This is a genomic window from Leadbettera azotonutricia ZAS-9 (assembly GCF_000214355.1).
Taxonomy (GTDB): Bacteria; Spirochaetota; Spirochaetia; order Treponematales; family Breznakiellaceae; genus Leadbettera; species Leadbettera azotonutricia.
In genome coordinates, this window is the sequence record NC_015577.1 from 657,555 (window position 1) to 673,945 (window position 16,391).

Genomic DNA, 16,391 nt, shown 5'->3' on the forward strand with positions numbered 1-16,391 from the left:
CGGGCCTGTCCTGAGGTTTGTGTAAATGGCCAAAACATGGTAGAAATACCAAGGAGACAAAATGGTCAGTACACGCAAACCGAAAGAGAAGGATTTGATCGACCAAATACTCGATCAGATAGACCTTCATGGAATGACTCAGGAAGAAATCTTGGGTCAAGAGGGATTATTAAAGCAGCTTACCGGGAAACTGTTGAGCCGGGTCATGAATGCCGAGATGGACGAACATTTGGGCTATGAAAAGAATTCCAACGCCGGGGACAATTCGGGGGACAGCCGAAACGGGTACAGTGAAAAGACAGTCCTGACAGAGAATCAGAGTGCAGTGATACAGGTACCACGGGACCGCAACGGAACGTTCGAGCCAAAGATACTGCCGAAACATCAAAGACGGCTCCCAATTTTTAATGACCAGGTCATTTCGATGTATTCCTTCGGGATGACTGATCGTGATATTAAATCACACCTGGAAAAAATATATAACGTGGAAGTCTCCCCTGAATTGATAAGCCGTGTCACTGCAGCGGTGCTGGAAGAAGTGAAGGAGTGGCAAAACCGGCAACTGGAAAAATCCTATGCTATCGTGTATTTAGACGCCATGAGGGTAAAGACCAAACAAGACGGAAAAAGCTGCACCAAGAGCGTTTACGTGGCTCTGGGAGTTAATTTTGAAGGCCAGAAGGAAGTAATGGGCCTGTGGATAGCGGAGAACGAAGGGGCTAAGTTTTGGATGGGCGTCCTGAATGAAATAAAGAACCGTGGTGTGGAAGACATTCTTATTGCCTGCATGGATGGCCTTACCGGCTTCCCTGATGCGGTACGGGCAGTATACCCCAAAACCCGTGTCCAGTTGTGTATCGTCCACATGGTTCGTAATTCAACCAAATTCGTTTCGTACAAAGACCTGAAAAAAGTCTGCGCTGATCTCAAGGCCGTTTATTCGGCGGCCACCGAGGAAGCTGGTCGTGACGCATTGGAAGAATTCGCTAAAACATGGAATGCCAAATACCCAATGATATATCAGTCCTGGGACACCCACTGGGATGACTTGAACGAATTTTTCAAATACCCGCCTGAAATCCGCAAAGCAATTTACACGACCAATGCTATTGAGTCATTAAATTACCAGCTACGGAAAGTAACAAAAAATCGCTCGACATTTCCAAACGATGATGCTATATTCAAGATATTATATTTGGCAATTAGGAATGCGTCAGAGAAATGGACAATGCCGGTATGGGATTGGGGGATGGCGCTCAACCAATTCGCCATTATTTTTGGCAATGAACGGGTTCCGTTCTAAATAATTCATTGCCATTTACACAAAAATTCTGACACGTCCTAGTAAGCGGAAGTGGCAAGGGACGTGTCGGGTTTTCTCTCCGTATTTTCCCTCTTCCTTTGTGTACCTTTGCGTCCCTTGGTGGTTAAATTCTTCCTGCTGCCTGTTGTGGGTCAAGTTTAGGGCTTGTTGCGGGGTTGTTGTTTACCCATAAAGCTGGGGGGTAGGACGCAACGAAGTGCGGCCGTAGGGGGGGCGGGCAATGATGGTAAGCCCCCTGGCGGGGGCGGGCTGCGCAATGATGGTTTGGAAAACCGGCCCCCCTCTCCCTGTCTTTGCCTGTCCATTTTGGGGTATACTGAATCTATGAAAAATATACCTTCGGCAATTTATACCACCGGGGTGGTTCTTGCCATTCTGGTTGCCCTTTTTTCCATATCCTGCAAGAGGCAGAAGGCCGAGGAGGGCGCCGGGGGGGCTGCGGTTTTTTCCGGTTCCTATGTGTCCACGGGAAAGCCTGTGCAGGATCTTTCGGCTTACCGCATTGCGTATTACGAGGCTGCTCCTGATGCCGGGGGGGCGGGGGTTGCCGGGGCTGTTCAGGAAAGCGACGAGCCTTTCAGGATTGTGGATTATGGCCCGGTTGAGGAAATCCCCCAGGAAATTAAAAAACCTTCTATATATGTGGTCTTTTCCCAGCCTGTGGTTCCCCTGGCGCAGCTTGGCGATCCGATTCGGGAAGACGCGGGGTTTTTTGCCATAGACCCGCCCCTTAAGGGGGTGTACCGCTGGTACGGATCGCGGCTCCTTTCCTTTGAGCCTGACGCCGACAGCATGCCCCAGCATCAGTACACCATTACGGTTTCCGATAAAATCAAATCCCTCGGCGGGAAGACGCTTGAGGGGGCAAGGACTTTTGGCTTTGAAACTGAACGTCTTGGGGTGCTTGCCTGGAGTCTTGGGACCGGCGATTATTGGGTGAGTTCCTGGAACGCCGATCCTGCGGATGCCAGGGTTATGAGCATTTACTTTTCCTATCCTGTGGATCTCAAGGAGATCGCCAAATGGATTGAGATACGGGCGGGGGGCAGGACTTTCCCCTTTGCCCTTTCGCGTCTTCCAAAAATCGATGAGAAACGTTATAGCCCGGAGCAGGGTGTTCTTCTTACTGTTTCTGAGCCCCTCCCCCTGGATAGCCGTGTGGACCTTGCGATTTTGGAAGGGGCGAGATCCCAGCCGGGCTGGCTCGGTTCAAAAGAAGAGAAGGTGTACGATTTCCATACCCTCCTTCCTTTTGCGTTTAGGGGAGCGTCGGTGCGTTCGGCTGCCAGGCCGCGGACTGAAGAAGGGGACACTATTCCCATTGCCCTGGAATTCAGCCAGCCGGTTGATCCTGAAAATGCCCCTTCGTTTTTTTCTGTCGAAGGCATTCCCGGGATTGGGAAAGAAAATTTCCATGTCTACGGAAGCACTGTGGTTCTCAACAGGCTGCCTCTGGAATACGGGAAATCCTACACGGTGAAGATTTCCGGGAGAGTCAAGGATCTTTGGGGCAGGACTTTGGGGCAGGACATTACGGTGCGGGCTGATGTGGGCGAGGCCAATAGCTATGCCTATTTCCTCAACCGCGGCTCCCGCATGCTTGAGGCGGGTTTCCCGCCCAAGGTGGTGTGGGAGACCCAGAACCCGGTGGCTTTGAGATCCCTTGTCAAAGAAGCTGCGGGGCCTTATGAGCAGATCCCCCTGGCGAGCCTTAAGGATCAGGATATTTCCAAGCTGCCCAGGAATTCCAAGCGCTTTTTTATGGAGGATCTTGCCCCCTTCCTCGGTGCGGGAGGCAAGGGTTCTGCTGCCATGCGCTGGGAGTACCAGACTCGTTCCCAGTGGGAGAAGGGCCGCATAAATAAAGAAGATACCTGGCTTACCGTACAGGTTACGGACATCGGCCTTACGGTGCGTTATGCGTACAACAAGGTTCTGGTTTGGACGACTCATCTTTCCACAGGCGCACCTGTAGCGGGGGCCAAGGCTGAGCTTTTGGAAGGCACTAATACTGTTAAAACAATTACTACCGATAGCCGGGGCCTTGCGGTTTTTGAATTTCCCGATGGCGATTTTGTTTCGCGCTTTACCAATCCTTCCTCGTCAATCGAAAACGGCAAGGTAGGCAAGGGCCTCCGCATACGGGTAAGCGAATCCGGCGGCGCCAAGGCAGGCGGGGATCAGGTTGAGTTTATTCCCAACGAGAGCCACAATCTCTGGCGTTTTTCCATTGAAGCAAGCGCTACGCCTTTTACTGTGGAACAGCAAAGGCCGGTGGTTTTCCTTTTTACCGACCGGGGGCTTTACCGGCCCGGCGAGACGGTGACATTCAGGGGCATAGATCGCAATCTTAACCGAGGCAAGTACGAAGCCTATTCGGGTTCTTATACGGTGGAGGCTTCCGCTGGTTACTACGATGGTCCTGTGGTGGCAAATCTTAAAGGGATGGCTACGAAAAACGGCGGGAGCTACGGCTCTTTTGCGCTGCCCGAAAAACTCGATCCCGGCCAGTATACCCTGCGTTATACCCGGGGCGAAGGCATTAAGGGCGGCCCTGATTCAAGGGCTGTTGTTCAGACTATTACTTTTACTGTTGCTAATTTTGAACGTCTCCGTTTTGAATCTTCCCTTGCTTTTCCCGATATACCGGTATATTTGGGTGATAAAATTACCGGAAGCCTCAAGGCTTCTTATCTTGCGGGAGGCGCCCTCACCGGCGCGCCCTATACTTACTACTGGACCAGGGAGCCTGCGGGTTTCAATCCGGGGGGTAATTGGCAGAACTGGCGTTTCGGCCCCGAGCTGTATGACGGCAGGTATTATATAAGCCAGGGCGAAGGGAACCTCGGCCCTGACGGCAGCTCTGACATCAGCCAGCTTGCGGCAGCCGACGGGGTTGAGGGCTCGGCCTATCGCTACCGGCTTGAAGCCTCGGTGCAGGACGCTGCACGGCAGGAAATTTCCGCCCATGGCGCTGCCCTTGTGCATCCGGCTGGGTTCTACATAGCCTCGCGGCTTGATACGGGGACACTTAAGGCGGTTGATGCTTCCGCTTCGACACCTTCGGCCTGGTTCCTTTCCGAAGGGACGCCGGCAACATTGAGTTGGGCCTTGGTTGACCCTGAGGGCAGCGCCCCGGCGGCGACTCAGGGGCTTGAGGTAGCGGCCCAGCTTGTGCATTACGAGTGGAAACAGTCGCGGCAGCAGGGCGTGAACGGAAGGATCAACCTTAACTGGGAGCGGGTTGAAGAAATCGTTGAAGAAAAAACCTTTAATCTTGAAAAGGGGGTATCCTCCGGCGTTCTGCCTTTTACCCCTGCAGGAAGCGGCCAGTGGGAAGTTCGGCTCAGGAGCAGGGATGTACAGGACAGAATCGCAGTAACGCGCTTTGGTTTTTACGTGAGCGGCGCGGGCTGGGTACGTTGGGGTTCTTCTGATGCCGACAGTATTACGCTTACCCCGGACAGATCAAAATATGCTCCTGGGGATACTGCGAAAATTCTGGTGCGTTCGCCCCTGCCTAAAGGGAAATACCTTCTTACTATCGAACGGGAAGGCATTATTTCGGAAAAAATACTGGAACTTGACGGCTCGGCCCGCACTATTGAAATCCCCGTCGAAGAAAATTGGGTGCCTATAGTATATGTGGCTATTGCCTCGTTTACGGTACGTCCGGGTGCTCCCGAAAATACCTACTACGAACCTGACCTTGACAAGCCCAAAGGCCTTTTTGGTCTTACGAGCCTCTATGTGGACAATGAAACCAGGCATTACAAGATAGAGATTGAGCCGGGCAAGGGCGCTTACGGTCCTGCTGAACAGGCTGATGTAAAACTCAAGGTGACTTTAAACGGGAAGCCTGCGGCAGGGGTGGAATTGAGCTTTATGGCAGTGGACAGGGGAGTAGTGGATCTTATCGACTACCACGTGCCTGATCCCCTGGCTTATTTCTATAATCCGAGTAATTTCCCATTGGGTGTACGCGGTGCGGACAGCCGTTCCCTCCTTATAGATCCGGTAACCTATGCGCTGACCGACCTCCAGGGTGGGGATGACGAGGATAATTCCAAGCTTGAAGAACGCAAGGACTTTAGGCCGACCGCAGTCTTTGAGCCGTATCTTGTTACCGGGGCTGACGGAACTGTGTCGGTCAAGTTTGGCTTGCCCGATTCCCTTACCACGTACCGCTGTACCGCAGTGGCTGTGGGCATGGACGATTTTGGCATACAGGAAAAGGATCTCAGGGTAAGCGCGCCTCTTACGGCGACTGCGGCCCTTCCCCGCAAACTGCGCTGGCGGGATACGGGAACTGTTTCCCTTGTTCTGACTAATCTTGAAAACGAAGCTGCTCAGGCGAAAGTTTCCCTGTTGATAGAGAAGGCCCCTTCTGAAAGCGAAAGCCTTTGGCCTTCTGTGCTTGAAGTTGACGGGGAAGCCGAACAGACCGTGGATATTGCTCCTGGGACAAGCAGGGAAGTTTCCTTCAGGGTAGCCGCTGTAGGCGCCGGGGATGCCCAGCTGACTTTTACGCTGCGGTCGCCAAAAGTGAATGAACGCATAATCAAGCGTATTACTGTTGACAGGCCCGTGCTTTATGAGACTGTTACTGTTATTGGCAATCTTGGTAATGATAATGCTTTTATCGAGGAAGGCGTTGTGTTGCCTTCGCTTATTCCCGAAGGAACCGGGAGCCTTTCCGTTTCCCTTTCGGCTTCGAGGCTTGCCGCGCTAAAAGAGGCGGTGCGTTACCTTTTGGACTATCCCTATGGCTGCCTTGAGCAGAGAACAGGAAGGCTTCTTCCGCTTATTGCCTTTGGGGATCATCTTGAGGCTTTTGATTTGGATAGCCCTGTGAAAGACCCCAAAAAAACAGTGGAGGATGAATTAAAGGATCTGTCCAAGAGCCAGCTCGGTGATGGTTCATTCCCTTACTGGCCAGGGGGCAGGTACAGCAATGCTTTTGTTTCAATACGGGTAGCCCATGTTTTGGCCCTGGCGAAAAAGAAGGGCTACGATGTGCCTGCTGCCATCAATACCCAGGCCTTGCTCCGCTATATTGCCAACCTTGATAATAGCGAGCGGCTTTGGTTCCCGAAGGATCCTTTCGTCAAAGGCTATTCCCTCTGGATTAGAGCCATGCATGGGGAGAAAATCGGAACAGACATAACGGACTTCCTTAAGCGCGGGGATGAATTGGGGATTTCCGGCTGGAGTTTTGCAGGTCTTGCTGCCATGGAATTGGGCAGGAAGGATCTTGCTTCTTCTACCAGAGACAGGGTTAAGCGTTTTATACGTCCCGGGACCAGATCCCTCGATCTTACAGATACCTATGAGCGAAAAGGAAACTATTGGGGCTATGATGCGGATCGCTATGCCCTTGCCCTCATGCTCTACCAGTCCTTGAGCCCCGATGATGATATGACCACCCGCCTGGCAACTTCCCTTATCGAACGCCAGCGCCGGGGGGTGTGGACCAATACCGCGTCCTCCTTCTGGGGTCTTCTGGCTTTCGGGATGGTGGGCGACTATGAGCGGCAGGAAGGAACTGATTTTGTTTCCCGTCTGAGCCTGGGCGGTGCAGACCTTGAAAATGCGGAATTCCATTCCTACGGCGGCGCGCCGGTTTCGCGTTCCTGGGCCCTGGCTGATCCGCCTGTCGGCGAACTTCAGCGTGACACCCTCCTTCCCCTGAGGATAGAAAGGGAAGGAACAGGCAGGCTCTATTACACCGCAAGCCTTCGTTATGGGATTCCCTCAGAGCTTGCTTCGGCACGGGATGAGGGCCTCGGTGTCTTTGTTGAAACTTTTGATACCAACGGCAATAAGATAAGCGATGGCAAACTTGTTCCCGGTAAAACCTATGTGCGCAAAGTTACTGTCTCTACTTCCCGGGATCGTACCTTTGTGGCTCTAAGAGCCCCTGTCCCTTCGGGGGCAGAAATCATAGACGTGGTTTTTGTCACCAGTTCTACTTCTGCGCCTGATTCAAAGCCTGTAGACACTGATGACTACTGGCAGAATCGGGAAGAGCCCCCCCTGCGTTTTGTTATGGATGACGAGATCCGTTTCCATTGGGACTTTTTTCCGGCAGGGAAAAAGGAAGTGGAATTCCGTTTCAGGGCTGTTATGCCCGGCGTGTACCCTGTGCCCCCTGCCTCTGCCGAATGCATGTACGAAGAGGAGATATTTGGCAGGGCTTCGGGCGAATTGATTCGTATACAAAATCTGACCCAATAAGAGGAGTGAATTTCAGTATGAATAAGTGGATCTTTGAATTATGGGCTAATTATTCTGATGCGATCCTGGGGTTTGGCCGCAAGCTTTTAGTTGCCGCCATTATCATTGTGTTGAGGTGGCTGTTGATACGGTTGGGTGAACGGCTCATCCACAAGGCTACTACAGGCAAGATTCAGTTTGATGAGACCCTTGCGTCTGCTTTGAAGCTCGTGATCAATTACGGTTCGGCGATTATTTGCATCATCATGATACTAGACCTTTTTGGGGTGAACACTGCAAGCCTTATCGCCCTTCTCGGCGCCGCAGGGGTAGCCGTAGGTCTTGCTTTGAAAAATACCTTAAGCAATATCGCTGCAGGCATTATCCTTTTGGTTCAACGCTCTTTTAAAAAAGGGGATATTATCGAGTGCGGGGCTGTTTCCGGTATTGTGAGGGAAATGGATTTATTTACCACCAGGCTTGAAAATTCTGATGGGATTTTTATCAGTGTCCCCAATTCTGCATTATGGGGGCCGCCTCTTAAAAATTTTTCCCGCAACAACAAGCGGCGCATTGACTTTACAGTCACCGTGACTGCTCCCCAATCGGCCGACGATGTCTTCGCTGTATTAAAGGATGCAGCCGCAGGGGAGAGCCGATTTCTCCCCCAGCATCACCCCCAGATTGTGGTGCAATCGATTGGAGAGAATTCGGTTACAGTGATGCTGCGGGCCTGGGTGTATAGCAGGGACTATGCTGCTGTATATGCCGATCAGGTTAAGAACATAAGGGAAAAATTTGAAGCCGCGGGCCTGGCTATACCATTCCCGCAGAGTACAATACAAGTTGTCAAAGACTAAAACGGGTTTTTCATCCCTGTTCAAAAAAAGAGATAGAAAAAGCGTAAAAGCAATCAGGATATTTGGCGCTTTAGCAGTATTAGTGCTATCATTTTATTCCATTTTATTGCTTCTTCCTTACCCTGAACTCAAAGCCTTCCAATCCAGATCCTATGGACTTGTCATCAATGACAGGAACGGAGCGGCTTTGAGGGTGATACCTGCTGCCGATGGGGTTAAGCGGGAATGGGCTTACCTTGAAGAGATTCCCCAAGGCGCAATAAAAGTGTTTGTCAGGGCTGAGGACAGGCGTTTTTATTTTCATCCCGGCATAGATCCTGTTTCGATAATAAGAAGCGCCATGAAGAATGTGCAGGCGGGCAGGGTAGTATCGGGGGCCTCCACTATCACCATGCAGCTTGCCCGTCTGGTGCGTCCCCATAGCCAGGGTATCAAGGGAAAAATCGCCGAAGCCTGGGATGCCATAAGGCTTGAGGCTAAACTTTCCAAGAAGGAAATCCTTGAACTCTGGCTTAACGGCATACCCTTCGGCAGCAATATCGAGGGTTTGCCCGCCATGACGCGATCCCGTTTCGGGCATCCTGTAGCCGCCCTGGATGACAGCCGCGCCTGCCTCCTCGCGGTAGTTCCCCGGCGCCCCGGTCTTTACGATCCTGCCATAAATCCCGAGGCAGCTGCTTTTGCCGCATTTGCCCTTTCCCAAAACTGCAATTTGGGCTTAAGTGAATCGAGCCTTATGCATGCAGCGGCGGAAGCCGCCATCGGCAGTGTATCGGATCAGGCAAACCAAACGAATTCTGATAAAACCCCGTTCAGGGCTGTTCATTTCACTGACCGTGTTGCTGGCTTGTTTCCTCCGGGGACAGCCGCCTATTCGGTAACATCCACATTGGATTTCAACCTGCAGCGTTATGCCGAGGAGCAGTTGCTTTCAGAATTGGCATCGCTTCAAAATAACCGGGTTTCCAACGGCGCAATACTCGCGATAGAAAATGAAACCGGGGCGGTGCGTGTGTATGCAGGTTCGGCTTCATGGTTTGATGATGCTGCCTCGGGCAAAATAGACGGCGTAAAATCCCGGGCCCAGCCGGGTTCCTGCCTCAAGCCGTTTTTATATGCTATGGCTCTTGATTCAGATTTTAGCCCCGCAGTAATACTGCCGGATCTTCCCACGGTTTTCGGCAGCGCCGAAGCCTATGTTCCCGCCAATTTTAATCAACGTTTTAATGGGCCTGTACGCTTCAGACTGGCGCTTGCGTCTTCCCTCAATGTGCCGGCTGTGTATCTTTTGGAACGTTTGGGGGTTTCTGCTTTTGAAGATTATCTTATAAACCTGGGTTTTGACTCCATTGCGGAAACCAGGGGCAGTCATGGAACGGGCTTGGCTTTGGGCAATGTCGAAGTGAGCCTCGAAGAATTGGTGAAGGGTTTTTCGAGCTTCCCCAGGGGCGGCGTTCCTGTAGAGTTGAAATGGATCGAGGGAGGGGAACATAGCCCTGTAGGTGTCAATCAGGGAACTGCCAATCCAAAGGCAGCCAAGCCGATTATGTCGGCTTATGCAGCGTGGGCGATTGCGGATATACTCTCGGATCGGTCAAGCCGTTTTATTGGTTTTGGGCCTGCCCCTACGTTAGCGACGCCCTTTGCGTCCATGTTTAAAACCGGGACCGCCAATCAGTATCAGCATATATGGGCGCTTGGCGCAACCAAGCGTTTTACTGTGGGCGTATGGATGGGGAATTTTTCAGGAGAAACTGTAGTAGGGAAAACAGGCAGTTCGATCCCTGCCCGTATTGTTTCGCATATTCTTGCTGCTATGGAGCAGACTGGCGCCAACAGTGCCGGAAATTCCGGCGAAGCTCCCCTTGGAAGCGTTTCATCCAGCGGAGAAAACCTGAGCGGCACTGCCCCGGGTTCTGTTGCTGAAGTTCGAATCTGCGCGCTTTCGGGGATGTTGGCAGGACCTTACTGTACTGGCCTTGCTCAGGAATGGCTTGAGCGGAATAAAATGCCTGGGGTTTGCACCTGGCATACAGCATCGGGGCTCTTTTATCCTCCCGAATACCAGTCCTGGCTTGCCGAGCGATTCCGTGCCGGAAGAGTCCGCCAGAATGGGAACGGCAGCATACGCATGCCTGTTTCGGGTTCTGTGTTTTATGCTGATCCTGCTCTGCCGGTGGATGCCCAGGCTTTGCGCATTGAAGCCGCAGGCTTTGGTTCCGGTGCTTTTGTGTATCTGGACGGTGCGCTGCAGGGCAGCCTCAATTTTGCTGGAGTCCATGCACTGCCCCTTTATAAAGGGAAGCATACGGTTATTGTGGAGGATGAGAATGGGGCGGCGGCTTCGGTGGATTTTGAGGTACGATGATTGGGAGTGTTGGTGAACATGTATTCATTTCCATTCCGCAAGCCCTGATTGCCTCAGTTGCCTCCAGGTTTGTGCTGCGTTAAGTCCCGGTATACACTCCAGACCTTCATAAAATTTCTGAGTCTTGATACCCTCGCCGCAGGACGCAGTTTCGAGGAGATTTACAAGAGAATCGATGATTTTAGCTCCATCTGCTGATGCTCCCGTATTCCTGGGCAGTTTAAGCTCATGATCCGCAAGTCTCCATCTCCATTTAAGTGTATTCCTCTCAACATTCAACATAGGCTGAGATCCTAAAAATATAACCCTGGCCTTCCCGCTGTTTTCCGTAATATTTTCAGGCAAGGCTTCCCGTTCCATATTCCTGCCCAGGGCATATTCATCCAATAGAGCCTGAACCAAATCAGGCGGGACAGAAGGCTTCTTCACCTTGAAGGGAAAGCCCGCCATTACCGGGCTTTGCGTATCAGAAGGATTAATGCCATGCGCCATCCAGGAAGAAAGCAGACTGTCGAGGGGTTCAGAGTATTTGGCAAATTTATCTTCCCCTTCAAAGGAAAGATCGTTAAGCGCAAAGCGATTGGGGTATTCCTCATCTCCGGATATTTTAAGCTTAGGGTGAAGCCCCCGCTGTTTTTCGGCATAAATTCGGGAATGGCGGGTAAGGGTAAATTTATGCCAGAAAGCGGAATCCAAAAGCCCATTGGCAAAAAATTGGCGCAGTATTTCTGCTGAATCTATGATCTCCTGTTCATCCTCATCCCAATAGCCAAAAATGAGGTAGGCGTGGGTAAGTATCCCTGCTTCCTTGAATGCAGCGCAGGCTTTGACGATATCCTTCAGCTCTATCCCCTTGCCAAGCCGCCTGAGCCCAGCCTCTGTGGCGACTTCTATCCCTGCAGAAACCCCGGTGAGTCCGCCCAAGGCAAGCATAGCTGCAATATCGGGGGTAAAAGCTTTTTCGAACCGTATATTCCCCCAGAAATTGAGGGGAAGTCCTGCTTCCCTGTTAAGCAATGCCAGCTTAAGGAGGCTTTGAACAGGGGCGGCTTCATCTACCAGATGTACACCCCGTATCCCGGTATTATTGGCTTGATCAACAAGATGATGAAAAAGGGCCTCAACATCAACGGGAATAAAATGCTTTATATAATCCAAAGTTACATCGCAGAAGGAACAGGAATGCCAGTAACAGCCGTGGGCAAGGTAAGCCTTGATCCAACGCCCGTCGGACCAGAGCCGGTGCATGGCGTTTGCATCGTCCACAGGGCAGAGGTAGCGGAAAAAATCGACACCGGTATAATCAGGGAACACTTTTGCCACGGCATCGTCATCAATACATTTAGTATTAGTACTAATAGTATTAATATCCAAACCTTTCATCACGGAAGACAAAAACCCATAGCCCCTGTCAATAGAAAGGCAGTCAAAATAATTGTAAAATCCTTTGACCTTCATAAAACGCAATTCTGTATTGATATAACCGCCGCCGGCACAGGTAACCACTTTTTCCCCGAAACGCCGCTTTGCCGAAGCCGCACAAACCAGGGCTCCGGTAAGGCAGCCGGGGAATGGTATGGTCAAGCCTAAGAGGAAAGGCTCTTCCAATTTGAGGCTGTCCCATTCTTCCTCCAAAAAGGGCAGATAAAAAGTTTGCATAATATAGCCGTCGAGGCTTTTTTCCACATTTTCAAAATGCGCAAATCCGGCTGCATAATTCTCGTTCAAAGTTGGAACATAGCGTATCAGGCTAAATCCCGGATCAAGCACTACGGTGATAAAATCGGCCAAATCCTCAAGCAGCCTGCTTCCTAAAATTTTGGCAGCATCCGGCGGAACATCGCCTGAATATTCATCAATACAGGCGTCAAAACGCGGCCCGCCGGGAACGCTGCCATTGGCCAAAGCAAGAAGATGCCCCCACTCCCTGTCCCTTCCCTTGAGAAAATTGACAAGCCTGTCTATCGAGGCAATCCAAAGCTTTTCTTCCGACAAAAAGCGTTCAGCATTGTAACGGATCTGTTCATTGGAAAAGCGCCCTGGGATTTCCGCCGCATTCCTCGCATCCTCAAAGATCCTCTCCAATCCCTGCCTGCAAAAAATCCTTTCGAAAAGCCCAATGGAATGATCCTTCACTATTGGCTTGTACCCCTCTTTCTCCAAAAAAGCCCTGAGGTAATAGAGGGCAGGGTAGGGGCTGTTAAGCTGGACAAAAGGGGGCTGAATCAGGACAGCCTCTTTTAAGGGATGGGAATTCACTTGAGGCCCTCCTTCAAAGCAAAGGAGAAGCAGTGACGGCCTGTGGAGAGTAAAACCTCCATGGAGGGCAGGTTCCGGCACTTGATGCCGAATACGGCGCAGGAGCGGGGGAAGGCGGGTTCCCAGGTGATTCGGAAGTGCCTGCACTTGAGGCAGTCAGGCGCCCTGTCGGGGATTTCGGGTTTTTCGTCTCCAATGTCGCTCATGGGTTGTATTTGACAGTTTACCGTTTTATAGAGTATTCTTCAATTACAATGAAAACCCTCACCGGCGTGCCCGTATCGCCTGGAATTGTAATCGGAAAGGCATTCCTGTACGCAGAAAACGATTTCCCCGAAATTCCCCGATATGCTCTGCGCAAAACCCAGGTTGAGTCCGAGCTTAAGCGGCTTAATAATGCAAAAACTGCCGCAATGGACGAAGTGAAGGCAGTTCACGAGCGGGCGGTCAAGGAGATGAGCAAGGATCAGGCGGATGTTTTTGCTGCCCATCTTATGATGCTGGAGGACCCTGATTTCCATGATCAGATAGCAGCCCAGATCAAGGATAATCTCCGTAACGCCGAGTGGGCTGTTTGGGAGATTGCCCACAACTTAATGCAGAAAATGATGTCATCCCCTGATCCGGTTTTCCGCGAGCGGGCTGTGGACATTACCGATGTTTGCAAGCGGGTGCTGCTCCATCTTCTTTCTATTATAAGGGTCTCTTTATCGGAGCTGGACGAGGATGTTATCGTGGTAGCCCGGGATCTTCTGCCCTCGGAAACTCTCACCATGAATAAGGATCATGTAAAGGCTATTGCCATGGACATGGGAGGGCGTACTTCCCACACCGCCATACTTGCCAGGGCTTTCAATATCCCCGCAGTGTTGGGGCTTTCTGCTGCATCAAAAGAAATTGTTGATGGCGATATCCTGGTGCTGGATGGCACTGCGGGCCAGGTTTTTGTTAATCCGGACAAGAAGTATCTCGACAAATACCAGAAGGCTGATGATCTCTACCGCAAAAAGCTCGATGCCTTTATTAACCTAAAGGATCTTCCGGCAGAGACCAAGGATGGTTGCCGTGTAAGCCTCAAGGCGAATATCGAGATTCCCGAAGAGGTCGATCAGGTTTTGCTCTGCGGCGCTGAGGGCATAGGTCTTTACCGTTCAGAGTTCCTTTTTCTCACTCCCGGCAAGGCCGCGGAGGAAGAGTATCAGTTTGATTGTTACAGCAGGGTGCTTAAGGCAATGGGGGGCATGCCTGTTACCATACGGACCGTGGACATAGGGGGGGACAAAATACTCCCCAATTTCCAGTCCATTGACGAAAAGAACCCCCTCCTGGGTTGGCGGGCTATACGGTTTTCCCTGGCGCTTCCAGCCTTGTTCAAGACCCAGCTTAGGGCCATACTCCGGGCCAGCGTTTTTGGCAATGTGCGCATTATGTTCCCCCTTATTTCGGGAATTGAAGAATTGGAGCAGGCTCTTGCTCTCCTTGAAGAAGCCAAGGAAGAATGCCGCAAGAAGCGCCAGGCCTTTGCCGGGGATATTGAAGTGGGTACCATGATAGAAGTCCCTTCTGCAGCAGTTACCTCGGATATTTTGGCGGAGAAATCCGATTTTTTCTCCATTGGCACTAATGATCTTATTCAATACTCCCTTGCAGTGGACAGGGGAAATGAAAAGGTGAGCTATCTCGCACGGCCTTTGCATCCCGCAGTATTACGCTTGCTCAAAATGATTATTGACAACGCACATGCAAAGGGAATCAAGGCTGCCATGTGCGGTGAAATGGCAGGCGATCCTTTGGGAACCGCATTGCTCCTTGGGATGGGGCTTGATGAATTCTCCATGTCCGCTTCGGCTATCCCCCAGATAAAAAACATCGTACGGGGAGTAACTATAGAAGAATGCCGGGCTCTGTATGAAAAAGCAAAACAGAGCGCTTCTATCCAGGAGAATACGGTTTTGGTCAAATCCTGGATGGCTGAACGCCTCCCCTCGGTGATAATTTGAAGCTCCCCACAGTAGTCCTTGCAGGCAGGCCCAATGTAGGCAAGTCCACCCTTTTTAACCGTCTCCTCCATAAACGGCGGGCCATCACCGATCCTACTCCCGGTGTTACCCGTGATCCTGTTGCCATGGATACCTTTATTCTGGGGAAGAAGCTGAAGCTCATCGATACCGGGGGCTTCAAGCTCGATCGCGAGACCGACAGCCCCGAAGGGGATCTTGATACCCTGGTAGTAGAGAAAACGCTTGGCACCTTAAAAACCGCGGATATTATCATTCTGATTCTTGAAGCCGGGGATCTGACCCCCGAGGATGAAGAATTTATAGAACTCATGCGGCCTTATCAGAAGCGCCTCCTTGTGGCGGTGAATAAGACCGAGGGCGGGCGCAGGGAAGCTGATGCCTGGAATTTGCTTTCCTATGGATTCGAAAAAGTTTTTATGATATCCGCAGAGCATGGTGATAACGTAGGGGATCTTGAAGAAGCCATTGTATCACGGATTAACACTAATACTGCTAGTGATGACAGTAATACTACCGATACCCCTATACGTATAGCCCTTTTGGGAAAACCCAATACCGGGAAATCAACTTTGTCCAACAGGCTAACCGCTTCTTCAGCCTCTATCGTGAGCGATATACCCGGTACTACCCGGGATGTGGTAGAAGGCAGCTTTACCTGGAAGAACCGTAGCTTCCAGGTGCTGGATACTGCCGGCATAAGGCGGCGCAGCAAGGTCAGCGAAAATGTCGAATATTATTCAGTGAACAGGGCAATTAAAACCATTGACGACGCGGATATTGTTTTTCTCCTTATTGACGCACAGGAAGGTCTTACGGAGCAGGATAAAAAAATCGCCGGCCTTGCCCACGATAAGGGCAGGGGGATTATTTTGGTGCTCAACAAATGGGACACCATGCCCAAGATAAAAAATACCTTCCAGGCAGCCCAGGACAGGATTCATTTCCTTTTTGGGCAAATGGAATACGCCCCCATTATCGGGGTAAGCGGCCTTGACGGGGAGGGCGTGGATACCCTCCTCAACACCGCAATACGCATGTACGGGCAGCTCAATAAGCATATTGAAACCGCCGCCCTGAACGAAAAGCTGGCCCGCTGGCTCGAAGAAAACCCGCCGCCCATTGGCCCTCAAACAAGGTTCAAGGTGAAGTATGCGGTACAGGTTTCGGACAATCCGGTAAAGTTTGTTTTCTTTGTGTCCAGGAAGCAGGCAGTGAGCGAGCCCTATGTTGCTTTCCTCCGCAACAAGATACGCAAGGATCTGGGTTTTTCCCTTATACCCGTAGTGATTGAACTGCGTTCCTCTGCAGGGCCGTCAGAAAGGCCGAAAAAAAACAGGAGATGA

8 protein-coding genes are annotated in these 16,391 nt (G+C 51.3%); 6 read left to right on the forward strand and 2 right to left on the reverse strand.

All coding sequences use genetic code 11. From position 1 onward, the window contains the following. Positions 1-133: 133 nt before the first annotated feature. The 4 genes from TREAZ_RS02965 (at position 134) to TREAZ_RS02980 (ending at position 10,768) form a co-directional block, all read left to right on the forward strand. Positions 134-1,303: an IS256 family transposase gene (locus TREAZ_RS02965; protein WP_425357473.1), complete on the forward strand. Its 1,170-nt coding sequence runs from the start codon at positions 134-136 to the stop codon at positions 1,301-1,303. 345 nt (positions 1,304-1,648) lie between these two features. Then, positions 1,649-7,561 carry an alpha-2-macroglobulin family protein gene (locus TREAZ_RS02970; RefSeq protein ID WP_015710318.1) on the forward strand — a complete coding sequence of 1,971 codons (5,913 nt, stop codon included), beginning with the start codon at positions 1,649-1,651 and terminating at the stop codon, positions 7,559-7,561. Between the two features lie 17 nt (positions 7,562-7,578). Further along, positions 7,579-8,400, forward strand: coding sequence for a mechanosensitive ion channel family protein (locus tag TREAZ_RS02975; protein WP_015710319.1), 822 nt, complete (start codon positions 7,579-7,581; stop codon positions 8,398-8,400). A gap of 106 nt (positions 8,401-8,506) precedes the next feature. After that, positions 8,507-10,768: a transglycosylase domain-containing protein gene (locus tag TREAZ_RS02980; protein ID WP_245535084.1), complete on the forward strand. Its 2,262-nt coding sequence runs from the start codon at positions 8,507-8,509 to the stop codon at positions 10,766-10,768. A gap of 24 nt (positions 10,769-10,792) precedes the next feature. Here the strand turns inward: TREAZ_RS02980 and TREAZ_RS02985 are convergent, their stop codons facing one another. Together TREAZ_RS02985 and TREAZ_RS02990 are read right to left on the reverse strand one after the other, a co-directional pair. Then, positions 10,793-13,027 (reverse strand): B12-binding domain-containing radical SAM protein, encoded by a 2,235-nt coding sequence (locus tag TREAZ_RS02985; RefSeq protein WP_015710321.1) that lies wholly within the window; start codon positions 13,025-13,027, stop codon positions 10,793-10,795. Next, positions 13,024-13,233, reverse strand: a complete 210-nt coding sequence (locus tag TREAZ_RS02990) for a hypothetical protein (protein ID WP_015710322.1) — start codon at positions 13,231-13,233, stop codon at positions 13,024-13,026. The genes TREAZ_RS02985 and TREAZ_RS02990 overlap by 4 nt, the downstream gene beginning before the upstream one ends. Positions 13,234-13,281: 48 nt before the next feature. On the opposite strand from TREAZ_RS02990, the gene ptsP reads away from it, so the two are divergent. Together ptsP and der are read left to right on the forward strand one after the other, a co-directional pair. Then, positions 13,282-15,027 carry a phosphoenolpyruvate--protein phosphotransferase gene (gene ptsP, locus TREAZ_RS02995; RefSeq protein ID WP_015710323.1) on the forward strand — a complete coding sequence of 582 codons (1,746 nt, stop codon included), beginning with the start codon at positions 13,282-13,284 and terminating at the stop codon, positions 15,025-15,027. Continuing rightward, entirely contained in the window at positions 15,024-16,391 is a 1,368-nt protein-coding gene (gene der, locus TREAZ_RS03000; RefSeq protein WP_015710324.1) for a ribosome biogenesis GTPase Der, read from the forward strand. Before ptsP ends, der begins: the two co-directional genes overlap by 4 nt.